This window comes from Flavobacterium sp. LM5 (genome assembly GCF_002017945.1).
GTDB lineage: Bacteria > Bacteroidota > Bacteroidia > Flavobacteriales > Flavobacteriaceae > Flavobacterium > Flavobacterium succinicans.
The window spans coordinates 960,286-985,310 of record NZ_MUFX01000001.1 but is presented as its reverse complement, the minus strand read 5'-3'; the positions used below and the strand labels follow the sequence as shown (position 1 = coordinate 985,310).

General features: G+C 35.1%; 22 protein-coding genes. 11 read left to right on the top strand and 11 right to left on the bottom strand.

What is annotated here, in order from left to right:
• Positions 1-100 precede the first annotated feature (100 nt).
• The 8 genes from dnaG to rlmN form a co-directional block, all read right to left on the bottom strand.
• A complete protein-coding gene (gene dnaG, locus BXU11_RS04140) occupies positions 101-2,077 on the bottom strand; it encodes a DNA primase (protein ID WP_078211113.1) in 1,977 nt (658 codons plus the stop codon).
• A 939-nt stretch (positions 2,078-3,016) separates the two neighbouring features.
• Complete coding sequence (locus BXU11_RS04135; RefSeq protein ID WP_078211112.1) at positions 3,017-4,060, bottom strand: hypothetical protein; 1,044 nt, start codon at positions 4,058-4,060, stop codon at positions 3,017-3,019.
• A 40-nt stretch (positions 4,061-4,100) separates the two neighbouring features.
• Positions 4,101-4,769, bottom strand: coding sequence for a hypothetical protein (locus BXU11_RS04130; RefSeq protein WP_078211111.1), 669 nt, complete (start codon positions 4,767-4,769; stop codon positions 4,101-4,103).
• Positions 4,756-5,316 (bottom strand): RNA polymerase sigma factor, encoded by a 561-nt coding sequence (locus BXU11_RS04125; protein ID WP_078211110.1) that lies wholly within the window; start codon positions 5,314-5,316, stop codon positions 4,756-4,758. Before BXU11_RS04125 ends, BXU11_RS04130 begins: the two co-directional genes overlap by 14 nt.
• Positions 5,317-5,472: 156 nt before the next feature.
• Complete coding sequence (locus tag BXU11_RS04120) at positions 5,473-6,450, bottom strand: polyprenyl synthetase family protein (RefSeq protein WP_078211109.1); 978 nt, start codon at positions 6,448-6,450, stop codon at positions 5,473-5,475.
• Positions 6,451-6,704: 254 nt separating this feature from the next.
• Entirely contained in the window at positions 6,705-8,822 is a 2,118-nt protein-coding gene (locus tag BXU11_RS04115; RefSeq protein WP_078211108.1) for a TonB-dependent receptor domain-containing protein, read from the bottom strand.
• Positions 8,823-8,852: 30 nt separating this feature from the next.
• Positions 8,853-9,242, bottom strand: coding sequence for a hypothetical protein (locus tag BXU11_RS04110; protein ID WP_139225524.1), 390 nt, complete (start codon positions 9,240-9,242; stop codon positions 8,853-8,855).
• A gap of 137 nt (positions 9,243-9,379) precedes the next feature.
• Positions 9,380-10,423, bottom strand: a complete 1,044-nt coding sequence (rlmN, locus tag BXU11_RS04105; protein WP_024981432.1) for a 23S rRNA (adenine(2503)-C(2))-methyltransferase RlmN — start codon at positions 10,421-10,423, stop codon at positions 9,380-9,382.
• A gap of 401 nt (positions 10,424-10,824) precedes the next feature.
• On the opposite strand from rlmN, the gene BXU11_RS04100 reads away from it, so the two are divergent.
• From BXU11_RS04100 to BXU11_RS04080, 5 genes are all read left to right on the top strand, one after another.
• Positions 10,825-11,391, top strand: coding sequence for a YceI family protein (locus BXU11_RS04100; RefSeq protein WP_035717570.1), 567 nt, complete (start codon positions 10,825-10,827; stop codon positions 11,389-11,391).
• A 288-nt stretch (positions 11,392-11,679) separates the two neighbouring features.
• Complete coding sequence (locus BXU11_RS04095) at positions 11,680-12,801, top strand: hypothetical protein (RefSeq protein ID WP_223253665.1); 1,122 nt, start codon at positions 11,680-11,682, stop codon at positions 12,799-12,801.
• Between the two features lie 4 nt (positions 12,802-12,805).
• Positions 12,806-13,357: a hypothetical protein gene (locus tag BXU11_RS04090; RefSeq protein WP_078211107.1), complete on the top strand. Its 552-nt coding sequence runs from the start codon at positions 12,806-12,808 to the stop codon at positions 13,355-13,357.
• Between the two features lie 187 nt (positions 13,358-13,544).
• Positions 13,545-14,300 carry a LamG domain-containing protein gene (locus BXU11_RS04085; protein ID WP_078211106.1) on the top strand — a complete coding sequence of 252 codons (756 nt, stop codon included), beginning with the start codon at positions 13,545-13,547 and terminating at the stop codon, positions 14,298-14,300.
• A gap of 308 nt (positions 14,301-14,608) precedes the next feature.
• Positions 14,609-15,250 carry an O-methyltransferase gene (locus BXU11_RS04080; RefSeq protein WP_078211105.1) on the top strand — a complete coding sequence of 214 codons (642 nt, stop codon included), beginning with the start codon at positions 14,609-14,611 and terminating at the stop codon, positions 15,248-15,250.
• A 165-nt stretch (positions 15,251-15,415) separates the two neighbouring features.
• Here the strand turns inward: BXU11_RS04080 and BXU11_RS04075 are convergent, their stop codons facing one another.
• The 3 genes from BXU11_RS04075 to BXU11_RS04065 form a co-directional block, all read right to left on the bottom strand.
• Positions 15,416-15,988, bottom strand: coding sequence for a phosphatase PAP2 family protein (locus tag BXU11_RS04075; protein WP_078211104.1), 573 nt, complete (start codon positions 15,986-15,988; stop codon positions 15,416-15,418).
• Positions 15,988-16,383, bottom strand: a complete 396-nt coding sequence (locus BXU11_RS04070) for a twin-arginine translocase TatA/TatE family subunit (RefSeq protein ID WP_024981425.1) — start codon at positions 16,381-16,383, stop codon at positions 15,988-15,990. The genes BXU11_RS04075 and BXU11_RS04070 overlap by 1 nt, the downstream gene beginning before the upstream one ends.
• 141 nt (positions 16,384-16,524) lie before the next feature.
• Positions 16,525-17,808 (bottom strand): acetyl-CoA hydrolase/transferase family protein, encoded by a 1,284-nt coding sequence (locus tag BXU11_RS04065; protein ID WP_078211103.1) that lies wholly within the window; start codon positions 17,806-17,808, stop codon positions 16,525-16,527.
• A 189-nt stretch (positions 17,809-17,997) separates the two neighbouring features.
• Here BXU11_RS04065 and BXU11_RS04060 point away from each other — a divergent pair, with 189 nt between their 5' ends.
• The 6 genes from BXU11_RS04060 to map all read left to right on the top strand — a co-directional run bounded on the left by BXU11_RS04060 (position 17,998) and on the right by map (position 24,970).
• Complete coding sequence (locus BXU11_RS04060; protein ID WP_078211102.1) at positions 17,998-18,642, top strand: leucine-rich repeat domain-containing protein; 645 nt, start codon at positions 17,998-18,000, stop codon at positions 18,640-18,642.
• Between the two features lie 154 nt (positions 18,643-18,796).
• Positions 18,797-19,474, top strand: coding sequence for a TetR/AcrR family transcriptional regulator (locus tag BXU11_RS04055; protein ID WP_078211101.1), 678 nt, complete (start codon positions 18,797-18,799; stop codon positions 19,472-19,474).
• Complete coding sequence (locus BXU11_RS04050) at positions 19,474-21,132, top strand: peptidase domain-containing ABC transporter (protein WP_078211100.1); 1,659 nt, start codon at positions 19,474-19,476, stop codon at positions 21,130-21,132. Before BXU11_RS04055 ends, BXU11_RS04050 begins: the two co-directional genes overlap by 1 nt.
• A 6-nt stretch (positions 21,133-21,138) precedes the next feature.
• Complete coding sequence (locus tag BXU11_RS04045) at positions 21,139-22,494, top strand: HlyD family secretion protein (RefSeq protein WP_024981421.1); 1,356 nt, start codon at positions 21,139-21,141, stop codon at positions 22,492-22,494.
• Positions 22,494-23,897 (top strand): TolC family protein, encoded by a 1,404-nt coding sequence (locus BXU11_RS04040; RefSeq protein ID WP_078211099.1) that lies wholly within the window; start codon positions 22,494-22,496, stop codon positions 23,895-23,897. Before BXU11_RS04045 ends, BXU11_RS04040 begins: the two co-directional genes overlap by 1 nt.
• A gap of 254 nt (positions 23,898-24,151) precedes the next feature.
• Positions 24,152-24,970 (top strand): type I methionyl aminopeptidase, encoded by an 819-nt coding sequence (map, locus tag BXU11_RS04035; RefSeq protein ID WP_078211098.1) that lies wholly within the window; start codon positions 24,152-24,154, stop codon positions 24,968-24,970.
• Positions 24,971-25,025: the final 55 nt, after the last annotated feature.

Below are 25,025 nucleotides of genomic sequence, written 5' to 3'. Positions count from 1 at the left end.
AAACGTTGGACAGCCTCTTTTTTATGGCAAAATATTCAGAATCTATCGAAAATGATTTTCATACAAACCATTCTCAGAAAAGCATCTTGGGTAACATTTTTTATAAATAAGTAGAACGTATTCTTCCAATTGTTCCGGTGATATTCACTTTGAGTTTGTTGTAATCATTAATCATTACCATCAACTCGGCCCCATCAGCTTGTGGATTTACTGAAAATTCATTCATCAAATCCATGATCAACTTATTGATTAAATATTCACGAATTGAAATTATGGTTTCTGAAGTATGCTGACTAATGGTTTCTGTTTTTTGCTTTACAAAAATATTTTGTCCTTCCCAATTGTGTAAGACAATTTGCTCCTCCTCCATTAAAATATCCGTTACTTCTTGAGCAAATTCAGGTTTCAAAGTTTTCAAATACTGCTCAATACCCTCGGCCTGCGCTTGCAAATAATAATTAATCAAATCATTAAAAATAGCTCTAAACAAGGGGTTCGCCAACTCTACTTCATCTTCTTGTAAACTCAGATAAATACGATGAAAAACTTTGTATTCTTTCTGTTCAACAACCTGAACAATTTCGCCTTCGGCATTAGCTTTCAACAATACATCCTCAAAAATTGCGCTTTTATTCCCATACAGCAATAGTATTTCAATGATTTTTCGTTCCAAACGGTACAAGACATCGACTTTATCAGGAGCTATAGGATTTTCGTTTTTTACAACTTCAAAAGCTTTTTGCTCTTGCTTTTGTTTTTTACCTACTTCGGCAACATCTTTTTGTACTAATTGCGCTAAAGTACTCACCAAAACTTGCTCCGAAATATCCATAATCCTAGAACATTCTTGCAAATAAATCTCTCGTTGAATGCGGTCTGGAATCTTAGAAATACTCGTTACCATATCCCGAATTAAATCCGCTTTTTTGATCGGATCGTTCTTAGCTTCGTTCATTAAAAGCGAGGCTTTGAACTGGATAAAATCCTTTGCATTATGCTCTAAATAAGCTACCAAATCATCATAAGATGTTTTTTTGGCAAAACTATCTGGGTCATCGCCATCAGGAAAAGTGCAAACTTTTACGTTCATTCCTTCCTCCAAAATCAAATCGATGCCTCGAATGGAAGCGCGAAGTCCTGCAGCATCACCATCAAAAAGTACGGTAATGTTTTTGGTTAATCGGTTAATTAAACGGATTTGGTCGGGTGTTAAAGCCGTACCTGAAGAGGCTACGACATTTTCGATTCCAGCTTGATGGAATTGAATTACATCCGTATATCCTTCAACTAAATAACAATTATTGAGTTTAGCAATGGCTTGTTTGGCTTGGAAAATTCCGTACAAGACTTTGCTCTTATGATAAATTTCACTCTCTGGAGAGTTTAAATATTTGGCCGCTTTTTTATCATTGGTTAAGATTCGGCCTCCAAATCCTAAGGTTCTACCCGACATACTTTGGATAGGAAACATCACCCTTCCTTTGAATCTGTCAAAAGGGCGATCGTCTCTTGGAATGGTTAAGCCTGTACTTTCTAGATATTGTAATTGATATCCTTTTCCTAACGCTTCTTTCGTCAGCGCATCCCAAGTTTCTGGAGAATAGCCTAAACCGAATTTTTTTATGGTTTCGCTGGTAAAGCCTCTCTCTTTGAAATACGAATAGCCTATCGCCTTTCCTTCTTCGGTGTTTAATAGTGTGGAATGAAAATAATTTTTCGCGAATTCAGACACCAAAAACATACTTTCTCGAACATCAGTATTGGCTTTTTCCGCATCGGTTTGTTCTGTTTCTTCGATTTCGATATTGTATTTTTTGGCCAAATATCGGATAGCTTCTGGATAAGTAAAATGTTCGTGCTCCATTAAAAAAGCCACTGCATTTCCTCCTTTTCCGGAACTAAAATCTTTCCAAATTCCTTTGGCTGGCGACACCATGAACGAAGGTGAACGCTCATCAGAGAATGGACTCAAGCCTTTGAAGTTGCTCCCAGCACGTTTCAATTGTACAAAATCACCAATAACCTCCTCTACACGAGCGGTTTCGAAAACGGTATCTATGGTTGCTTTTGAAATCAATTTATAAGGGAATAAAGTTGGCAAAGGCCAAAGATACAAAGTTAATTTTGTATAATTAAACTTAGTATTATTGCACCATAGATTCTTCTATAACAGTTTTGGATACGAATGTACTGATTCAACACAAATTAGTGTGAAATTTTAACCGCAAGGTTCGCAAAGGAAAAATCGCAAGGTTCGCAAAGTTTTGGCTTTGTGTTTCAATTGAAAAAAGTCTTAGTGAATCTGCTAAATCAATGCACGAATTATGGCACGCAGATTTTGCGGATTTAAGTAGATAGGTGGTGTGGGTGGTTTAAAAAAATATAGTAACTATTTAGCTTGTCTTGCTTTCAATTGGCTCCAGCTTTAGCTGAAGTTATGGGGATTGATTTCATTAGCTTTAACCAAATAAAAGCATCTAATTTGGGCTAAAGCCTTTAATGATTTCAAATTTCACCCCTCCAACTAAAGTTGGAGGCAATTAATATTCAAAAAAACACCTGATTAGTTACAAAACATAATTTATCATTCACCCGATATTACCAAATTTCTTCCAAGTAAAAAAACCATGCTAGTCTTATAGCCCCGACAGAAGGGAAAAACCTCGTGAGCTGGGGTTCAGCTCGCGAGGTTTAGGAATGATGGCGGGAACGATGTGCCTGAAATGCCTGATGATTCGCTCCTAATTTTAACCCAGATTCCGCATTAGAAATCTACTACAACTAAATTACTTCACCATTTTTATATTCTTTAGCGGAGTTCAGTGAATGAATTTCTTCTTCAAAAGCAAGAACTTACTCCCATTTTTAAATTCAAAATACAAAAGTATTAGCTCATTGGTTTATATTTTATATAGGTATTCACTGAACGTTGTTTCCTTCTTCAAAAATAGTCCGTGAGCTCTTGCTTTTATTGAATAATTCAGTTTCGCTACGAAGTCTAATGCGGATTCTGGGTTTAATTGAAATCGAAACGAATTCCCATAGAAATATTGTTTTGATCTACTGTATTGTTTTTAAATAATGGATTCAAATCGTATTTTACATACAAACTCGTTTCTTTGTAGCCTATGTATGAACTCAAACCGTAGATAAAATTACTGGTATTGAAATCGGATTTGTTTTTTACGTAAAATTTATCGTCGTTTTCGCGGTATTCTAATTTTTGTTTTGATTTTAAGTTCACTCCGGCATAGCCTCCTAGACCAAAACGAAAGGCCTTGTGGGTTCGGAATTGGCGTTTATCATCTTTCATGGTGCTACCCGAAAAATCGAATTCTAGATGCATTGGCACTACCAAATAAACGTTTCTGAAACGAGATTCTTTGAGGTCTTTTGAGTATACTTCAAGATTAGTTTGGTTTCCATTTACTACAAAAGTTCGGTTATTTGTAGGACGTAAATTATTGTACATTACAGACATCCCGTACTTGAAATGCAGCAAGTTATTGTCTTTTAGGATTCTGGTGTTGTAGGTAGTTCCCCATTCGTAAAAATGAGAACCCATAAATTTGAAATCTTTGTCTTGCATCGCGCCATCAACCATAAGATTGTTTAAACCGGCAGCAAAAACAAACTGGCTTGTGGTTCTTTTTTCACCAAATTTTCTTTCTTTCTTTTTATTTTTAAAGTCAAAGTCATCGTTCCAATAGATTGTAACAGATGGTCTAACAGAGTCTTCTTTGATTTTTCCATCCACTTTTAACTGTACCAATTCGTTCAATTGTTCTTGCTCTTTGGCTACTCTGGCTTCGATATTGATGGCTCTAGCTTCGGCCAATACTTTCTTTTTCTCGTCGGCTTTTTCTTTAGTGATTGTACCTGCTTGTAACTGAAGATTGACGGCTTCGATTTCTTCCTTTAGCGCTGCTTTTTCTTCTTTGGTGATTTTTTCAATGCGTGTTGCGATTTCCTTAGCTCGTTTTTCGAAGGATTCTTGCCCTATCATTTTGCTGGCTAAAAGACAGAATAAGGCGGCTAGATAAATGGTAAAATTTCTCATGATTACTAGTTTTTAAAAATTTGATTGATGATTGATTGTTTTATTCTTGATTGTTTCTGTTGGCCAAAGCCACTTTTACGGTTTGATAATTTTTATTCACTTTGGCGATTACTTTTTCTCTAAAAGAGAGCTCCAATTCTCCATCAACTTGTGATAATAAAGTAGAAGGATCGACTTGAATTTTTTGCTTTTTTGGGACTACTGTGGGTGCTACTTGTACCTTTTCGTCTATTGCAGCAATAGCTTGATGCTCTGTGCTTTTTTCGATAGTAGTACTCATTTGATTGTTGGTGGTTGTGATTTGATTGTTGATTGAAAGCTCCTGACGATTTGTTTTTGTAGTTCTTATTGAATTATTGATAACCTTAGGCTCATTTGTTGCCAAAGCTGATTTAGGCTGAACACTTACTTCGTTTGTTGGTTCAATTGAAGGTTGTGTTGTAACCGAATCTTTCTCTTCAGTGGAAGTCACCACAATTTCTTGAGATGGTGTTATAACATTACTTTCTTTTGATGTGTTAAAAAAAAGTGTTCCTACCAATAAAAGTCCCGTAACACTTGCTGCCACATACCACCAAGTCATTTTTTTCTTTGGCTTTTCTTGGACAGACAACATGGCGTCTAATCGGCCCCAAGCTTGAGCTGAGGGAGTAATTTCTCGATTGGAGAGCTTCTCTTTGACTTGTTGTTCAAAATTATTTAGTTCCATTTTGCTTATTTTTTAAGCAGGTAATCTGCTGTTGTAACATTTTTCTAGCGTGCGACAATTGTGATTTTGAAGTACCTTCAGAAATACCAAGCAATTGAGCAATTTCCTGATGTTTGTATCCTTCTATCGCATATAAATTAAACACCATTTTATACCCTTCTGGAAGTGTATCGATTAAATTTTGAATTTCTTCTACCGAGAACTGATCTCCAATGGCATCAAAACTTTCCTCAACAAAAAACTCGTCTTCGGTATATTTCATTTTTTTATTAACTCTCAAAAAAGAAATACATTCATTGACCATAATTCTGCGTATCCAACCTTCGAAACTTCCTTTGTTTTCAAAATTTCTTAGATTCACAAAAACCTTCATAAATGCGGTAATCATTACATCTTCTGCTTGATGAATATCTTTGATATACTGTCTGCAAACTCCTAACATTTTTGAAGAAAATTTAGAATACAACTGTTGTTGCGCCTGCCTATTGTTTTCAATGGCAAGTTGAATCAATTTTTGTTCTTCATGATGTAATGGAATTACTTTCATATAATAAAACGTGTTGGTCAGCAGTTGTTGTTTTTGTAAAACCGACTTCTATTAGCATAGACGAGGCAAGCAACAAAAAGGTTGCATGCAGTTGTTTTATTTTTGATAAAAAAATAGAAATACCAATGATTACGGAACTTTACAGACGAAAAAAAATTATTTTTTTCTTTCGATTACATAATTGACCATTAAGGTCAAGGCCGATTTATAATCTGAAGTGGGGAAATTTTCAAGAATAGCTAATGCTTCTTGTTGAAAGTCAATCATTTTTTGTTCGGCATAAGAAAGTCCACCATTGTTAACTACAAAAGCAATAACTTCTTTTACTCGCTTTTTGTCTTTGTTATGGTTTTTGATGGAATTAATTAACCAACTTTTTTCTTTTGTAGTACAGGTATTTAGAACATGAATTAAAGGCAAAGTCATTTTTTGCTCTTTGATATCAATTCCAGTAGGTTTACCGATAGCGTCTTCGGTGTAATCGAACAAATCGTCTTTAATTTGAAAAGCCATACCTATAAGCTCTCCAAACTTGCGCATTTGTTCAACAACAACTTCATTATCACTAACAGATCTAGCACCTAAAGCACAGCAAGCCGCAATAAGTGTAGCTGTTTTTTTTCGGATAATTTCGTAATACACCTCTTCTGTAATATCGAGTCTTCTGGCTTTTTCTATTTGCAATAGTTCTCCTTCGCTCATTTCGCGAACGGCTACTGAAATGATTCGTAGCAAATCGAAATCGCCATGATCTATGGATAATAACAAACCTTTGGATAACAAATAATCACCAACTAAAACCGCAATTTTATTTTTCCATAAGGCATTAATGGAGAAAAAACCTCTACGACGATTGCTATCATCAACCACATCGTCATGTACTAATGTAGCGGTATGAATCAGCTCAATCACACAAGCACCACGATAAGTACGCTCTTCTACTTTACCTCCAGAAATCATCTTTGCGGTAAGAAAAACAAACATTGGACGCATTTGTTTTCCTTTTCGATTGACAATATAATACGTGATTCTGTTGAGCAACGCCACTTGAGAAGTCATTGATTCATAGAACTTTTTTTCAAAAAGTTCCATTTCATCAAAGATGGGCTGCTTTATTTGTGAGGTGATGTTCATTGAGGGTTCAAATATAGCACATAAAATAAAAAAAATCTAAAATCCATTTTTTTATTTGATACAAAATACCTTTTTGTTAACATCAATCAAATCAGCCACCAACAACAACTTGCTTTTTTATTGTCACAAAAAGTGACAATAAAAAAAAAACATTCAAAAAAATTTCATCAAACTGCGAACGGATTTACAACCTTGTCAGCTGGCTACTAATCAAAAAAGAGAGGATTGCTCCTCTCTTTTATAGTATTGGGTTTCTAAAATTTATAATTCAAAAACAAGGTGAAATTTCGTCCGGGTTCAGTTATTGGTGTCCTACCAAAACCAGCTTGATTGTTGAACGCAAAGGCTAAGTGGTTGTTATAATATTGATCCAAAAGATTGAGTACACTCGCTCCAACGCTTAAATTATTAATGGGTTTATAGCCTACTTTCAAATCCATTACTTCATAGCTCTGAGTGGCAATCTCATCATATGAAGAAGCAATTTTGGATTGTTTGGCCGTAAGTGTATACTGAACAGAAGCCCAAACTTTCCCTTTTTCATAGCTTAATTTTAATCGGGTTACCCAGGGAGGAGTGAGCGGCAAACTCTCGTTAAAATCTTGATTTTCGGTGTACACATAAGCCATTTCGGTTAAAAAATTAAAATAGTTAGCAAATTTTACATCCCCAAAAAATTCAAATCCGGTTTTGAAAGAACGATCAATGTTTTGAAATACTTTGGGATGAATTGGTGGCGTTGTAGGATTGTATTTTCGAACCAAATTTTTATCAACCACAGCTAAGATATAATTTTCGAAGATGGAGTAATACACAGACCCTCCAAAATTAATTTGATTGGCAAAACCGTTAAGTTTTTCTTTCCCTGTAAAGCCAACTTCAAACTGATTATTGGTTTCTGCTTTTAGATTTGGATTGCCTATGTATTCGTAAGGATCTCTTCCGATGTTAAAATAAGCAATGAAACGCTCTTCAATATTAGCCGAGCGCGTTCCTCTACCAAAAGCTACTTCTAACGTGTAATCGGGTGAAAGCAGTCGTTTATAAGAGATCGTTCCACTAAAATTTGTCTCGTTTCTTTTTTCAATATTCGGATACAGTTTAATAAAACTTTCGTCTAAATCTCTGGCATCAGTACCAACAACATCGACTCTAGCTCCTAAATTAACAATTGATTTTTCTGATAAATACCATTTGGCTTCGGCAAAAGTTCCAAAAGTAGCCGTGTAACTATCTTGCCAAATTTTATCATAAAAAGCAAGCGGTTTGGGTAAAACCACTCCAGCCATATTCTTTTTTACCAGACGATCTCTTCCGCCGTCTCGCGATAAATGAACCATATCGACTCCTGCAAACAATTTCCATTTGGGAGATAAATCCCATTCTGTTTCTACTTTTCCTCCAAAAGTAGTTGCATTTACTTTCGCAATTGCTGAGCTATTTGCAAATGATGGCCTGCTGTAATTGCTCATAATGTGATCCACATACGAATAATATACTTTGGCAGTTACTCCTTTATAAAAGGGAGCATTACTTTTCGAAGTATAATCTAAACTCGCAATGCTGCTGTTATCCTCATCAGTATCCATTGGTAATCCAGCATGAAGCACATCTCTTCCAAAATTTTGACGCACATTGACTTGTAACCGTTGGTTTTCAGAAAATTGATATCCCATTTTAAACCCATATCCCTTACTATTAAAAGAAGAAGGGATTTCATTTTGATTCCCATCCTTATAATTTCCATAGTTACGATAACTTAAGTCACCCACAATATCAAATTTCTTCCAGTTACTAGAAAGCTGTAAAATCGTGACCAAAGAGTTGCTATTACTCTCGTATCCAGAAGAAAAGGAACCAGCAAAAGCTTTCGAACTAGCGTTTCCGTATTGAGAAACCATATTAACGACCCCTGCAAAAGTGTTTCCGTAACGAACAGAAAATGGACCTTTAATAATTTCAATTTTTGAAATTTCTTCTGGATTTACTAAGGTTGTAATAGGATCCATTCGATTGGGACACGCGTGAAAAGCTCGAGTTCCTCCGTCATATTGAACATTGAGTTGTTCGTATTGATTCGCTCTAAAGGAAGGATCTACGGCGTAATTTCCGCGTTTGATTAGTGAAAAACCATTAATGTCAGTGAACAATTCTCCAGAATTTTTGGGTTGTACGACCTTCTCAGAGAAATCACTTTTGACAATAGTTAGGTTGGGATCGGTTTTTACGTTTCCGGTAACGATTACTTCTTTGAGTAAAATGAACTTTTCTTTTAACGTGTCTTTTGGGGTTTGGTTTGCATTCGTCTCTTTGGTTTGTGCCGTCGACGAAACAAAACACCATAGCAAAGCTATAATGAATGTGTTTTTCATTGTTGCGTTTTTAATAAATTAATTTTGATTTTACGATATTAAAAACCTAGCATTTGGCGGACGAAAAAGAAAAGGAGAAAGAGCAAAACGATAGCTATTCTTCTTAGAAATAATAGTGCTTTTTTGAGGCAAAAAAACTAAAAAATCTGTATTGGTAATCGATTGAAAGTACAAAACTATTTCTTTTAGAGAAAAATTGACAGTTTCGTTTTGTTCGGTTTTGTTTTCGTTCGCTAGTTTGGCTAACTGGCATTTCCCATTACATTTCAAGAGAGGTTTGGCTTTATTTTCGCAGTATTTCTCAGTAAATGCAACATTATCAAACGAATAATAAAGGATCGCAAAAGCCATTCTAAAACTATAGAACACCACAGCAAAGAGCAGAGAAAACAATAAAAAATGACGTAATACTACTTTCACAAAAAACTAGCCTTTTTGCGAAAATACATCCTATTTAAATATTAAAACGTGATAAATATCACCACAGAAATAAGTGTCAGAAAAAATAAAAAAATAAAATGGCATTTATGATTTTACAAAAAAGGCAACGAAATAGCTTATGCTTCTTTATTCGCCAATTGTCCGCAAGCGGCATCTATATCTTTCCCTCTACTTCTTCTTACTTTGACCACAACACCAATCGCATGAAGCGCTTTAACATAGGCATCCACAGCTTCTTCTGAGGCTTGTTGAAATTCGCCATCGTCGATAGGGTTGTATTCAATGAGATTCACTTTGCAAGGCACATATTTGCAAAATTTAACCAAAGCATCAATTGAAGCTTTATCATCATTGATACCTTTCCAAACCACATATTCATAGGAAACCTTGCACTTGGTTTTTCGGTACCAATATTCTAGAGATTCCCTCAATTCCTTCAAAGGAAAATTGGCACTAAAAGGCATAATTCTAGCTCGAGTTTCGTCTATTGCAGAATGAAGTGATACTGCCAATTTGAACTTCACCTCATCATCGGCTAATTTTTTAATCATTTTGGGAATGCCCGAGGTAGACACCATGATTCTTTTGGGAGACATGCCTAATCCTTCTGGAGAAGTAATCATTTCTATAGCTTTCAATACATTATTGTAATTCATCAAAGGCTCGCCCATTCCCATAAAAACGATATTAGACAACGGATGATTATAATAAAGTCTACTCTCCCTATCTATCGCAAGCACTTGGTCGTAAATTTCGGCGGGTTCTAAATTTCGCATGCGTTTTAATCGAGCGGTAGCGCAGAAATTGCAATCCAAACTACAGCCCACTTGACTCGAAACACAAGCGGTGGTTCTGGTTTCGGTAGGAATTAAAACCGATTCGACCACCAATCCATCATGCAAACGAACGGCATTTTTTACAGTACCATCTTCACTGCGTTGCATAGTATCAACTTTGATATGATTAATTACAAAATTGGCTTCCAAAGCAGATCTTGTCGTTTTAGACAAATTGGTCATGTCCTCAAAACTATGCGCCCCTTTGGTCCACAACCATTCATAGACTTGATTGCCACGAAAAGCTTTGTCATCATTGCTTACAAAAAAGGCTCTCAATTCATCTTTAGACAATGCTCTAATATCTTTCTTTTCGATTTCCATGCTGCAAATTTATTCAAAATTTAATGTTTTGAATTCGATTTTTAGCAGGAATAGCAATTTGACGGCATAAAAAGTAAAAAACTTTTTAAAAATTGGAACTTTTATCTACTATAGAATTCATTTAAAAGTAAAAAACAAAGATTTGATTACCGAAAAAAAAACAATACTTTTCTTTCAAAATAATCAACGGAATTGTTTTTATTAAAACTATTTCTAAATAAATTAACAACTATATCGTTGTAGAAATGTTAAAATTATTAGATCTGATTTTTATCATGTTTAGTAAAATCTATTCTTTATTTATTTGCGGTATAATTAAAAAACAAACCGAAATAATAAATTAAAATCAATAAATCTGGTTTTATAAAAACAAAAATGTAAAATATTCAAATTTGAAAACAATGAAATTTTCTAAAAAACAATCTATACTAGTCCTTTTTGCTTTGGTTTTTATTAACATTACAGCATCGGCACAAAAAAATTACATCTTAGATACCAAAACTAGTTTTTCGGTTTTTGGAACTTCAACATTACATGATTGGGAAATGACTTCAGCTTCCAAAAATGGTAATGCTAATCTTACTGTAACCGATTCAAAAGTTGTAGATATTAACTCCATCAACATTGATTTAGCAGTTGAAACTATTAAAAGTGGAAAAAGCGGGATGGATAAAATAGCTTACGAAACGCTTAATATAAAAAAATTCAAAACCATTAAATATGTTTTGAAATCAGCTTCAAAAGTAAACGAGACTACTTGGAACCTTACAGGAACCTACACCATTGCAGGAGTTAGCAAAGACTTAAAAACACAAATAAAAGTAGCCGTAGTAAATGGAGTAGTTAACATTCAAGGTGCCAACAAAATCACTTTTGACGAATTTGGAATGAAAGCACCTACTGCCCTATTAGGCACTATCAAAACAGGAAAAGATCTAACAATAAAATTCAACCTTAATTACAAATAAAACTAACAACATGAGAGTAATTTATTTTTAGCAGCTGCTTTATTAAGCTTAACTGCTGTACAAGCCCAGGATCGTTTTGGACAAATTCAAAACTTAATTCCAAGAGACAAAACAGGAATCAATCAATTTGATGTAAAAAAGGATAGTGTAGAATTCAAAGGGTTAAGCCTTGACTTAGGAGCTGCTTTTGCTTTACAATTTCAAGCTGTTAATTCTTTTAACGGACACCAAGAAGGTGCATTTAAAGGGCCAACTGGGAATACTATCACAGGTTACCTCTTAAATAATTTGGCTAACAATTTCAATTTACCTACAGCCAATATGACTATTGGAGCACAATTGTTTGATGGGGTACGCGTGAATTTGGATATCTATTTAGCTGCAAGACACCACAACGAAACTTGGGTAAAAGGTGGCTATTTACAAATTGACAAATTAGATTTCATTAAAAAAGATTTCTTGAAAGACTTCATGAAATATGCTACGATCAAAATTGGTCAAATGGAGAACAACTATGGTGATGCACACTTTAGAAGATCAGATAACGGTAATGCTTTGATGAACCCTTTTATAGAAGGAAACATTATGGATGCATTCATAACTGAAATGGGGATGGAAGTTTATTACAACAGAAATGGTTGGGTAAGCATGATTGGAGTAACCAACTCTAAATTGAACCAGAACGTTGCTGAGTTCGTCCCAGGAAAACCAACGGTTGCAGCACCTGATCAAAATACAACAGTAAGTCCAACTGTTTTAGCAAAATTAGGATATGACAAACAACTTAACAAAGACTTAAGAGTGCGTCTTACAGGATCATTATACCACAATGCGAACACAAGCGGAAATTTATATTCTTCTGATAGAGCTGGTAGCCGTTACTACGGAGTAATGACTCATGCTGCTTATCAAAATGGAACCACAGCCGTTGACAATGATTTTACAAAAGACTTACAAGGGAATCAAAACACAGGACGTTTTAACCCAGGATTTGGTAACAAGCTAACTTCTGTAATGATTAACCCATTTGTAAAATACAAAGGATTAGAGTTTTTCGGAACTATTGAAACTGCTAAAGGTGGTAACAAAAAAGGAATGGACGAAAGTCGTACAGTTAACCAATTTGCAGGTGATGTTGTATACCGTTTTGGAAAAACTGAACAATTTTATGTAGGTGGACGATACAACACCTTATCAGGTAAATTAGACAATGTACATGCAAACAAAATTTCAATTAATCGTTTTGAAGCTTCTGCAGGTTGGTTTATGACAAAAAATATCTTATCAAAATTGGCTTATGTAAATCAACAATACAAAGATTTTGGTCAATTTAATGCCAATGGAACAGTGAACGATCTTTACCAAGGTAAATTCAACGGTTTAATGTTTGAAGCTGTAATTACTTTCTAATTCAATGAATAAAAGAATAATAATAGGTTTTTTGAGCGTAGTATTTCTCTTTTTTTTGGGAAGTGCTACGCCCAATTTTCATACAAATGATCCCTCCCTTATTATCAATAAAATTGAAATTAGCATCACTGGTCATTCTACTGTAGGCAAGTACAATTGCAGTACCACTTTCTCCAAGAACGACACCATTTTTTTGAATATTGCTACTAAAAACAGTATCAAAGCCGAAATTCCAATGGTGAAATTTGATTGTGGAAATAAAATAATGACCAAAGATCTACAATCAACCGTTAAAGTAAATCAGTTCCCCTCGAGTTTTGTAACGTTATCTAACATAAGACCCTTTGGCAGTAATTTCAAATGCGATTTAAACTTTTGCATCACTAACAAAAACAGGTTCTACAAAGATTTTTTACTTAAAAGTAATAACAACAAAATTTACGGAGCAATAGCTTTTAACTTTTCAGACGTTGGTCTAACAGCTCCAGTTAAAATGGCTGGTTTGATTAAAGTAGAGGATCAAATTTTGGTTAACTTCAATCTTTACAAAAATTAGCATTTACACCATACATAATTTTAAAACCACTTTTTAAGTGGTTTTTTTTATATCTGAAAAAAAATATTTAGCGTAAAAAAAGAAATTAAACGAGTAAATACTACCCTTCATCGTCAAAATTTTTAATCCCAAAATAAAGCCTTTAGATTAGCAGTAAATTCACAATTCACGCCAAATTCCTTTGATTATGAAAAGAGACTTAGCCCTCATTTTTATTTTTTTTGTGTTAATCACTAGCGCTCAAAACCCTATTCATCTTTTTGAATTTGATGCCTCTTTAGTAAACAAAGATCAAACGGCTACATTTAACGGTACGGTACAATATGTAAAGGATCGTTCGGGAATAGATAAAAAAGCGATTCGCTTAAACCAACAAAGTCTCTCCGCTAATATTGGAAATCTTCCGCAATCTTCTGCTTCAAGAACTATTTCGATTTGGATTAAATTTAACGACATCAGTAATTCCAATTATATTTGGGGCTATGGAGCTGCCGCTAACAATCAATACTGCGGTCTGATCCATCAAGGAACCACTACTAATGAATCGGCATTGAACGTTGCGTCTTGGGGGTACAAAAATGATTTTGTCACCGATTTACCACTTGCTGCAGAAGTATGGTACCATTACGTTTATGTATATGATGGCACTACTGCTAGCATTTACAGAAATGGGATTTTGATCGAAAATTTTAATGCGCCCAACAGAAACACCTTGGGATCTGTATTCAAAATTGGAAATATTAATTCCTTGGTAAGTATCAATGCTGATATTGATGAATTAAAAATTTACAATGTGGCCTTATCCTATGACGAAATCAACACTCAATACAATGCTGGTGCATTACTAGTAGCAACTGCAGTCAAAACCCCTAGCACAAAAGGCAAAAAAGCAACACTTCCCAAACAAAAAACAAATGCAACTAAAGGAATCGCTTTATTCTAGTGTTGGCATTAACAAGAGCTTGGATGCAGTAATCTAACAGGGCAGTTTCAAAAAAAACAATCTGACATAGATTTCTCAGATTTGGAGACCAAAAAAATTATAAGTACTATTCGATTATAGTTATCACGGATCATAATTTTTGTTTAATAATCGAAAAATAGTCTGTTTTGGTTATCAAGAATTCATGCTCATTGATGAAATTCGTGTTGAAAATTAACTCATGCGTTTGCCCTGACTAATCTAAGGGCTTTTTTGTATCCCAATCTACAAAATGATACCTTTGTGACTGAAACCAAAAAATAACAAAGATGCATTTTCTATCTCAAGATTTAGAGGACTATATTGAACAACATTCCGAAAAAGAACCCGCACACTTGGCGGCATTGAACAAGGAGACGTATCAAAAAATTTTATTGCCCAGAATGCTAAGTGGCCATTTTCAAGGAAGAGTATTGAGCATGCTTTCGAAGTTGATTCGACCAAAAAATATTCTTGAGATTGGTACTTATACCGGCTATTCCGCTTTGTGTTTGTGTGAAGGCATGCAAAAAGACGGCCAATTGCACACGATAGATATTAAAGAAGAACTGGTTGATTTTCAACGCAAACATTTTGACAAATCGGCTTGGGGCGCTCAAATCGTGCAGCATTTAGGAGAAGGCGTAGACATTATCCCAACGATTGATTTAAAATTTGATTTGGTGTTTATTGATGCCGATAAAGAAAATTATTTGAATTATTTTGAACTTATTGTTCCGAAAATGAATACTGGAGGCATTATTTTGTCGGACAATGTATTGTGGAGTGGCAAAGTAGTAGAGCCTTTGCAAGAAAAGGACATGAGTACCAAAGTATTATTAGAATACAACAGACGCTTGGCGGATGACCCAAGAGTTGAAACAGTGTTACTCCCAATTAGAGATGGTTTAACGGTAAGTCGAGTTTTATAAATACCCTCGTGTGGCAGACCTCTTTTAGCCCAGATGGGAATGAAAATCCTTTGGGGTTGAAATGTATTTTTTATGGTCCAAAAAAAGCGACTAAAAGAAGCTCTTTTTTGGGCCAATAAAAAAACAATTTCAAGCCTAAAGATTGTAATGTACAGCTGGATTAAGCTACAAATAAACCACTGGAAAATACTTTTTTTGCAACACTTTGTATATTTTGTATACGATGAAGCTAAACCCTATTCCAAAAGCGTAACCCGTCAATATATCTAATGGATAATGCAACCCAAGGTAAATACGACTGTAAGCGAAGATTAGTGGCCACAGAAAAAACACTCCAAAAAAGCGATACTGTTTTCTTAAAATAAAAAACAAAAAGGCAACAATTGCAATTGAATTTGTTGCATGACCGGAGTAAAAACTAAAAGAATTTCGTACCTGTACTACTCGTATAAAGGAGTTGATATCGGTATTGTTGCAAGGACGCAAACGCTCGAAAGTATTTTTGAAAAAATTGGCGGTTTGGTCAGTGATGGTCAATAAAACGAATACAAACAAGAATAAGATTAAGGTCTGTTTGATGCCTATTTTCTTATAAATAAGATATAAAAAAAGGATAAAAAGAGGAATCCAAGTAACTTGTTTGGTGACAATTAACCATAAACCATCAAAACTTTCAGAACCTAAACTATTTAAAAAAACAAATAATTGAACATCTAACGCTTCTAATTTTTCTAACATTACATTTGTCTTTTTACAGGGCCTTCAGCTTGATTATTGATTGCATCAGCACTCTCTTTTGCATCAGCTACAGTACTTTTTGCTGCTTGATTGATTTCAGAAGTAATGTCGTTGGCAAGGTTTGTGATCGAATTTGTTGAATCACCCAATAGACTTTGTTTGGCTTTTTCAATTTCGGCATTAAATCCTCCAGTTAAATCCGATAATGACTTTTGGTCTAAGCCATTGGCTTCGGCTCCTTTTTGAATTTCGTTTTTAATATCGTTAGTGGCATGTTTTAGCTGTGCCATGGCTTTGCCCATAGTACGCGCCATTTCGGGAACTTTGTCAGAACCAAATAACATTAATACAATAAACAATATAAAAATGAGTTCTCCTCCTCCAATTCCAAACATAAGGTTGATTTTTGCACAAATATAATTATTTATAGCTTTTGGTTTTTATATAACGATTAAAAATTAGCTAGTGGCCACCTAGGCGTGCCTCTAGCTAATTTTTGACTATACCTAAAAGACCTCAATAAACACCTAAAAAACTCACTGCGCTCGTGATTGTTTGAGCAATTCAAAATAAGCTTTATCGATTGACTCTTGATGATCTGGATGGGCAATTTTAATCATTTGATCCGCTCTTTGCTTGAGCGTTTTTCCATATAAATCAGCAATACCATTTTCTGTAATAATGTATTGCACATGCGAACGTGTAGAAACTACGCCTGCTCCTTGTTTTAAAAAAGGGACAATACGACTCGCTCCATTTTTGGTGACTGAAGGCAGGGCGATAATGGCCTTTCCACCCTCACTCAAAGCAGCTCCTCTCACAAAATCCATCTGCCCTCCTACTCCAGAATACATATTAGCCCCAATAGAATCGGCACAAACCTGACCTGTAATGTCTACTTCGATGGCCGAGTTGATGGCTACCATTTTTGGATTTCTCCTGATTTTGGCTGTGTCATTTACATAAGAAGATTCTCTTAATTCAATAAAAGGATTATCATTGGCAAAATCATAGAGGCGTTTTGATCCCAACATAAAAGTGGATAAAACCCTACCGCGTGTTACCCCTTTGTAATTACAATTGATAACATTGCTTTCGATCAAATCAATGACACCATCAGAAAACATTTCAGTATGCAATCCTAGATCTTTGTGATTCATTAAATTGGCCAAAGCCGCGTTTGGAATTGATCCGATACCGAGTTGAAGCGTACTTTTATCTTCGATCAAGGATGCGATATAGGCACCTATTTTGGATTCTAACGGTGTTATTTGTTCTTCTTTTTTCTCATGTATCGGGCAATCGTGGGCCACCAAATAATCAATCTCTGCAACGTGCAAAATACCATCACCAAAAGTCCTAGGCATGTTTACGTTTACTTGAGCAATAACGGTTTTAGCACTTTCGATGGCAGCCACTGCGGCTTCGACCGAGACCCCTAATGAACAATAACCGTGTTGATCCGGTGGAGAAACCTGAATGAATACCACATCAAGCGGCACAACCCTTTTTCGAAACAATCTAGGCAATTCACTCAAAAAAACTGGGGTATAAGAACCGTTTCCTGCAGCCAAAGTATGCCGTACATTTTGACCTATAAAAAAGGAATTCACATGAAAACTATCGGTATATTGAGGATCGGCATAAGGAGCTGGACCTTCGGTATGCAAATGACAAATCTCGACATTTCGAAGTTCTGAAGCTCTATCCGTTAAACACTGTGTTAACCAATTTGGTGTTGCACCGGCCGCATGTACATAGACTCTGTCGTTCGATTGTACAATTTTTACAGCTTCTTGTGCGGTAACATATTTACCCATACTACTTGTTTTTTTATCCCTCTAAGATAACTTTTTTGGTTCCTAAAACAAAAAACTGAACCTACAATTTGACAGCACAACCAAATCTTAATTAAACGTTAAATAAAACAAAATTAAAAGTATTACTATTACTTTTGTTGATAATTATTTCAATACCAAAACCAGAATACTCACAATAAAACGATCACTATGAAACTATTTGTAAAAATCATTATCCTGTTAGCTGTTGGTTTACAACTGAGTTGGGGACAAACGAAGGATTCACTTCAGCAAAAAAAAGTGTATACCAGCTGGGAAAAAGCCATTAAAGAGCCTGAAAAAGTATACCGCTTGAACTTGAGTAATCAAAAAATAAATGTAGATTCTCCTGTTTGGATAAAATTTAAAAATCTTGAATATCTTAACTTAAACAACAATCAGTTAAAAACTTTACCAAAAGGAGTCCTTAGCTTAAAAAAACTCAAAGTACTGGAATTGAGTGGTAACGATTTTAAAAAAGTGCCAGAAGAAATTAGTACCATAAAAAGCTTAGAAGAGGTCTATCTTAATGAGTACGACTACTTGAATTTACCGCAATCTATTGAAGCTTTAGCCAAATTACCCAATTTAACGATGTTGCATTTAGAAAACAATAATTTGGACCAATTACCCAGTCAAATTGCTTTACTAAAAAATTTAGCGCAGTTGTATTTGAACCAAAATCGCTTCAAAGAAATTCCTAAAGAACTCAAAGGCTTACAACATTTACAAGAACTGGACCTCAAAGACAATCCAATTCGAGTGCCTATGAATCTTCAAGAAAACATGAATTTTGGATTTAGAATTAACTTTTAATTCTCTCCTTTTTTCTAATACAGAATGAACTAAGGTTTATTGAAAGTGTTAGCTACGCATTAACCAACCCACTTTCATAAAATTATTCTCTTACTATAAATAGCCCCAAATAAAACAAAAGTACAATACTAAATACTGATAGTAAATTAAAAAAATGGACAGCATTTTAAACAATATAAAAATTCAAATCAATCATAAAGTATATGTTAAAGATCCTGAGACATCCGTTTTAGGAAAAAAAATCATTCAACATAGCATTTTATTGATACACGAAATTGGTTTTGAAGAATTTACTTTTAAAAAACTAGGGGAACTAATAGGATCGAATGAAAGCTCTATTTACCGCTATTTCGAAAACAAGCATAAATTATTGGTATATTTATCATCTTGGTATTGGAGCTGGGTGGAATACCGTTTGGTATTTGCGACCAACAACATTATCAATCCAATGGATAAACTCGTCAAAGCGATACAGGTAATCACTGAAAAAGTAGAAGATGACACCTCTACAACACACATTAACGAATATATCTTGAATCAGATTATTATTCAAGAATTCACTAAATCGATTCACACTAAAGAGGTAGACGAAGAAAACAAAGAAGGCTTTTTTTTGATTTACAAACGGTTAATCAATCGAGTAATTCAGATGATTGAAGAGGTTGACCCAAAATATCCATTTGCAAAAAGTTTGGCTTCTTCGCTTTTTGAGGGTTCAAGCCATCAACATTTTTTGATGAATCATCTTAAAACAATTACCAATTGTAACGCCCAAATAAGCCCAGCTGATTTTTATATTCACTTAATTACAAGTCTTTTAAAACACAACTAATGACACCACTACAACGCTATTATAAATTATTACTGTTAGACAAAAAAGACGTTTATCAAATTTTCTTTTACTCCATTTTTGCAGGATTAGTAAGTTTATCTCTTCCATTAGGCATACAAGCTATCATCAATTTTATACAATCTGGACGTGTAACCGTGTCTTGGATCGTCTTGGTGGTGGTGGTAGTAATCGGTGTGGCATTGGTAGGTATTCTCTCTTTAATGCAACTCCGAATTACCGAAAACTTACAACAAAAAATATTTGTTCGTTCTTCTTTTGAATTTGCAGCGCGTATCCCAAGAATTAAATTTGAAGAATTAAACGATACCTACCCACCAGAATTAGCCAATCGCTTTTTTGATACCATGACCATTCAAAAAGGAACTTCAAAATTATTGATTGATTTTTCGGCTGCTTTGCTTCAAATTTTATTTGGTATCCTATTGCTTTCGTTTTATCATCCTTACTTCATTATGTTGGGGGTTTTGCTTATCATTTTATTGTATTTAATTTTTAAATATTCCTATTTTATTGGATTAGACAATAGTTTAAAAGTCTCTAAATACAAATATAAAGTAGCTGGCTGGCTACAAGAAATGGCACGTAATAATTACAGCTTTAGAAAAGAGTTGAATTATGATTTTGCGTTACAAAAAAATGACAAGTTTGCTACAGAATATCTCAACTATAGAGAATCTCTTTTTAGTGTACTAAAAAGACAATTTAGTCATTTAATTTTCTTTAAAGTTATCATTACCGCAAGTTTACTCTCTATTGGTGGTTTTTTGGTTATTTCTCAAGAAATGAATATTGGTCAATTTGTGGCTGCCGAAATCATCATTCTATTAGTAATCAATTCCGTTGAAAAAATTATATTAGGTTTAGAAACCGTATATGATGTGTTAACAGCCGTTGAGAAAATTGGATTAGTTACTGATTTAGCCATGGAAGAAGACACTAAATATGAAGCCAATAAATGCTATCATTCTATCAACTTGGCTACAGAAGGGGTTAGTGTAAAATTCCCTGGAACCGTTAGTACAATTTTAAAGGACATCGACCTAAAAATAGATCAAGGAGAACGCGTATTTGTAGATGGGAAAAACGGATCCGGAAAAACAACATTAATTAGAATTTTGTCTGGATTGTTGCAACCCTCCCAAGGTGCATTATACATCAATGATGATACTTTCAGAAAAATCAACTTAAAACAATACCGCTCTCAAATTGGGGGCATCATTCATACTGAAACTCCTTTCGAAGGAACTATATTAGAGAATATCATTTTCAATAATCCTAATTGCACTGACGAGGATATAAAATGGGCCTTAGAAGGAGTGCAACTTGCACAATACATCAAATCAATGCCAAAAGGTCTTGATACGTTGATTTTCCCAGAAGGACAGCAACTTTCTTCCTCAAATGCACAAAAAATTCTTTTAGCACGAAGTATTGTTAGCAAACCTAAAATTTTGTTTTACGAAGACCCAACAGATGATATGGACGAGGCCACAGCCAATGAGATCATTGATTTTATTACCTCAGAAAAACACCATTGGACGATCGTGGTTTCTTCAAAAAATCCGCATTGGAAAACTAAATGCAACAGGTACATCACCATGGAAAAAGGACAAATCATTTCAGATATAAAAAAATAAAAGAACATGTTAAATATTTCAGAAGGCAATAAAACCAGCTCCGAATTATTACAGCGCTACAAAACCGTTAGAGATTTAAGCGCAAGGCCGCATTACAAAATATTGAACCGAATTATCTGGACTTTTTCAATACTGGCTATCATTGCGTTGTTTTTACCTTGGACCCAGAACATTTCTGGATCAGGAGCCGTAACTACATTAAAACCCAACCAACGTCCACAATCTATACAAAGTGTTATTTCTGGACGTATCGAAAAATGGTACGTACAAGAAGGCGATTTTGTTGAAAAAGGAGATACTATCATGTTCATATCCGAAATCAAAGAAGATTACATGGATCCCAACTTAGTAGCCAACACCCAAAAACAAGTCAATGCTAAGAAACAAGCCTTACAATCGTACGGCTCGAAAGTAACCACTTTGGATGCTCAAATTCTAAATATTGAAAACGAAAAAAGACTAAAATTAGAACAAGCACAAAACAAAATCAAACAAGCGATTTTCAAAATAAAAAGTGATTCTATTGATTTGGAGGCCGTAAAAACGCAGTTAAAAATTGCCAATACACAATACAATCGTGCCTTACAATTAAACAAAGAAGGACTCAAAGCCCTAACCGATGTAGAGGAAAAAAGACTTAAACAACAAGAAGTTGAAGCCAAAATCATCACCCAAGAAAATAAACTCTTAACCAGTAAAAATGATTTCATCAATACCAAAGTAGAGATCGGAAGAATTACCGCAGAGTATGGCGAAAAAGTATCCAAAGCACAAAGCGACCAATTTACCGCGTTAAGCAATCAATTTGATACCGAAGCGCAAGTAAACAAACTAGAAAATCAATACGCCAATTATAGCATCCGCAACGGCATGTATTATATTCGAGCAGTACAAAGCGGCTATATTAACCGCGCGCTGCAAGCCGGTATTGGAGAAACCATCAAAGAAGGCACGCCCATTGCCACCATTATGCCTGCCAAATATGATATTGCGGTCGAAACATATGTTAGCCCTGTTGACTTGCCTTTGATCAGAAAAGGAGAAAAAATTAGAGTTTGGTTTGATGGATGGCCAACCATAGTCTTTTCTGGATGGCCTGACATGTCTTATGGAACTTTTGGAGGACAAATTGTAGCCATAGAAAATTTTATTAGCGACAACGGAAAATTCAGGGTATTGATCGCCCCTGACCCAAACGAAGCCGATTGGCCCAGCCAATTACGAGTTGGCTCTGGCGCCGAAACCATTGCGTTACTAAATACGGTTCCAGTATGGTTCGAAATTTGGAGAACCCTCAACGGATTCCCTCCAGATTATTACAAAACTAAAAAAAATGACAAACCTATTAATGCAAAAAAATAATGAAACAGTGCTTACTTGTTTTCTTACTATATGCTACTTTGCTTCAGGCTCAAAACACCGTCCCTGTGGCCAATTCCAGCAATGAATTCAGCTATAATGAATTTCTGGGTTATGTAAAAAAATACCATCCTTTAGTAAAAAATGCCGATTTAGAAATCACCCGTGCTCAAGCAAATTTGATGATGTCCAGAGGTGGATTCGACCCAAAAATAGAGGTTGATTTTGACAAAAAGCAGTTCAAGGATAAAGAGTATTATTCTATTTTGAATAGTAGTTTTAAAATTCCGACTTGGTATGGCATAGAAGTTAAAGCGGGTTTTGACAACAACGAAGGGATTTACTTAAACCCTCAAAACACGGTTCCAAATCAAGGCTTGACTTCGTTTGGGATTAGTGTGCCGTTGGGTCAAGGTCTATTGATTAACCAACGAATGGCAGATGTTCGCAAGGCCAAAATGCAAGTGCAATTGAGCCAAGCCGAAAGAAAACTTGAAGCCATTGCGGTTTTGTATGACGCTTCGGTAGCGTATTTCAATTGGAAAAGAAACTATGATGAGGTTCAATTATACAAAGTCTATCAAAAAAATGCTCAAATTCGTTTCAAAGGTGTTGAGACCTTAATTCAACAAGGAGATAAACCCGCTATTGATAGTACCGAAGCAGGAATTATTGTAAAAAACAGAACGCTAAGTTTGGAGGATTCTGAATTGAAATTAGCCAAAGCCAAATTGGAGCTTTCCAACTATTTGTGGTTGGACAATAGTATTCCGCTAGAACTTTCGGATGCGTTGATTCCAGAAAATAAATTAGCTACTACGATTCAGGAAACCTTGCGCACAAATGATTTACAAAATCAAGATTTTTCGATAACAAACCATCCAAAAATAAATGCGTTGGAACGAAAAATAGATATGCTCAATGTAGACCGTAAACTCAAAGCGAATGCCTTGTTACCGAAAATCGATTTGAGCTATTCATATCTATCTGAACCCAGTTATATCGATAATTACCAATTTAATGATTACAAGATTGGAGTGAATTTTGCCTTTCCGTTGTTTTTGAGAAAAGAGCGCGGCGGATTAAAATTGGCGCAATACAAGGTTCAAGAAATTGAGTTTGCACTTAGTTTAGAAAGAGTACAATTGACCAACAAAATTACGGCTCAAAAAACAGAAATCACTTCGCTTACCAAACAACGTAGTTTGATTGAGGGCTTGGTTAAAAATAATCAAACGATGCTGCAATCTGAAGAACGATTGTTCTCGTTTGGAGAAAGTTCGTTGTTCTTGATTAATACGCGTGAGAACAATTTGGTTTCAGCTCAACTGGCTTCGATTGCTTTAGAGAATCGTTTTTTGATTTCGAATTCGGAGTTGTTTAAGATTATGGCGAATCCTGATTGATTTTTTGGGGTTTAAAAGATATAAGTCATAGAAGTTTTGGTTAAAATTGTGGGTTTCTTTTTAAACCATATAAGGAATTGAAGGGCATATAAGATTTTACTTAACCGAAAAGGACGCAAGGGGTTACGTAAGGGAACGCAAAGACTAAAGTAATATTTACATCAATTAAACTTTTAAACTTTTAAACGATTAAACTTTTAAACGAATCAATTATTTTAAAAGTCGTACTTTTGCCCACTGAAAATTTAGCTGCTATGATTATTGTAAAATCAAGAGAAGAAATTGAATTGATGCGCGAAAGTGCTTTGATTGTTTCCAAAACTTTAGGAATGATTGCCTCCGAAATTAAAGAAGGAGTGACTACTTTATATTTAGACAAATTGGCCGAAGCATTTATTCGCGACCACGGTGCAGTACCGAGTTTCTTGGGATTGTACGGTTTTCCGAATTCATTGTGTATGAGCCCAAACTCTCAGGTCGTACACGGTATCCCGAACAACAAACCGCTAGAAAGCGGGGATGTGATTTCAGTGGATTGCGGGGCTTTCAAAAACGGATTTCACGGTGACCACGCCTACTCTTTTGAGATTGGCGAAGTGGCACCTGAAACGAAAAAATTATTACAGGTTACGAAGGAATCGTTGTATGTTGGAATTCGCGAGTTCAAATTAGGAAATCGCGTGGAAGACGTAGGAAATGCGATTCAGAAATATACTGAAGCCCACGGTTATGGTGTGGTTCGTGAATTGGTAGGTCACGGTTTAGGACAGAAAATGCACGAAGACCCCGAAATGCCAAACTACGGCAAAAGAGGTCGCGGTAAACTTTTTGTTGAAGGAATGGTGGTAGCCATCGAACCGATGATTAATATGGGGACCAAAAACATCAAACAACACAAAGACGGCTGGACCATCACTACTGCCGATGGAAAACCAAGTGCTCACTTTGAACACGATGTGGCCATCATTGACGGAAAACCTGAAATTTTATCGACTTTCAAATACATTTACAAAGCATTAGGCATTGAAAGCGACGAAGAAGAGGAATTTAGAAAGGTGCCTTTGGTGGTATAGATAGAAATTTCACGAAGATCCACAAAGAAATCGCAGAGATACACAAAATTTCTAT

What these genes read in the sequence shown, in the direction of transcription:
- BXU11_RS04130 (WP_078211111.1), bottom strand. Translation starts at nt 4,769, where the DNA reads ATGGAACTAAATAATTTTGAACAACAAGTCAAAGAGAAGCTCTCCAAT.
- rlmN (WP_024981432.1), bottom strand. Translation starts at nt 10,423, where the DNA reads ATGGAAATCGAAAAGAAAGATATTAGAGCATTGTCTAAAGATGAATTG.
- BXU11_RS04045 (WP_024981421.1), top strand. Translation starts at nt 21,139, where the DNA reads ATGTTAAATATTTCAGAAGGCAATAAAACCAGCTCCGAATTATTACAG.
- map (WP_078211098.1), top strand. Translation starts at nt 24,152, where the DNA reads ATGATTATTGTAAAATCAAGAGAAGAAATTGAATTGATGCGCGAAAGT.
- BXU11_RS04060 (WP_078211102.1), top strand. Translation starts at nt 17,998, where the DNA reads ATGAAACTATTTGTAAAAATCATTATCCTGTTAGCTGTTGGTTTACAA.
- BXU11_RS04050 (WP_078211100.1), top strand. Translation starts at nt 19,474, where the DNA reads ATGACACCACTACAACGCTATTATAAATTATTACTGTTAGACAAAAAA.
- BXU11_RS04120 (WP_078211109.1), bottom strand. Translation starts at nt 6,450, where the DNA reads ATGAACATCACCTCACAAATAAAGCAGCCCATCTTTGATGAAATGGAA.
- BXU11_RS04055 (WP_078211101.1), top strand. Translation starts at nt 18,797, where the DNA reads ATGGACAGCATTTTAAACAATATAAAAATTCAAATCAATCATAAAGTA.
- BXU11_RS04080 (WP_078211105.1), top strand. Translation starts at nt 14,609, where the DNA reads ATGCATTTTCTATCTCAAGATTTAGAGGACTATATTGAACAACATTCC.
- BXU11_RS04085 (WP_078211106.1), top strand. Translation starts at nt 13,545, where the DNA reads ATGAAAAGAGACTTAGCCCTCATTTTTATTTTTTTTGTGTTAATCACT.
- BXU11_RS04125 (WP_078211110.1), bottom strand. Translation starts at nt 5,316, where the DNA reads ATGAAAGTAATTCCATTACATCATGAAGAACAAAAATTGATTCAACTT.
- BXU11_RS04100 (WP_035717570.1), top strand. Translation starts at nt 10,825, where the DNA reads ATGAAATTTTCTAAAAAACAATCTATACTAGTCCTTTTTGCTTTGGTT.
- BXU11_RS04135 (WP_078211112.1), bottom strand. Translation starts at nt 4,060, where the DNA reads ATGAGAAATTTTACCATTTATCTAGCCGCCTTATTCTGTCTTTTAGCC.
- BXU11_RS04075 (WP_078211104.1), bottom strand. Translation starts at nt 15,988, where the DNA reads ATGTTAGAAAAATTAGAAGCGTTAGATGTTCAATTATTTGTTTTTTTA.
- BXU11_RS04040 (WP_078211099.1), top strand. Translation starts at nt 22,494, where the DNA reads ATGAAACAGTGCTTACTTGTTTTCTTACTATATGCTACTTTGCTTCAG.
- BXU11_RS04065 (WP_078211103.1), bottom strand. Translation starts at nt 17,808, where the DNA reads ATGGGTAAATATGTTACCGCACAAGAAGCTGTAAAAATTGTACAATCG.
- BXU11_RS04090 (WP_078211107.1), top strand. Translation starts at nt 12,806, where the DNA reads ATGAATAAAAGAATAATAATAGGTTTTTTGAGCGTAGTATTTCTCTTT.
- BXU11_RS04115 (WP_078211108.1), bottom strand. Translation starts at nt 8,822, where the DNA reads ATGAAAAACACATTCATTATAGCTTTGCTATGGTGTTTTGTTTCGTCG.
- BXU11_RS04070 (WP_024981425.1), bottom strand. Translation starts at nt 16,383, where the DNA reads ATGTTTGGAATTGGAGGAGGAGAACTCATTTTTATATTGTTTATTGTA.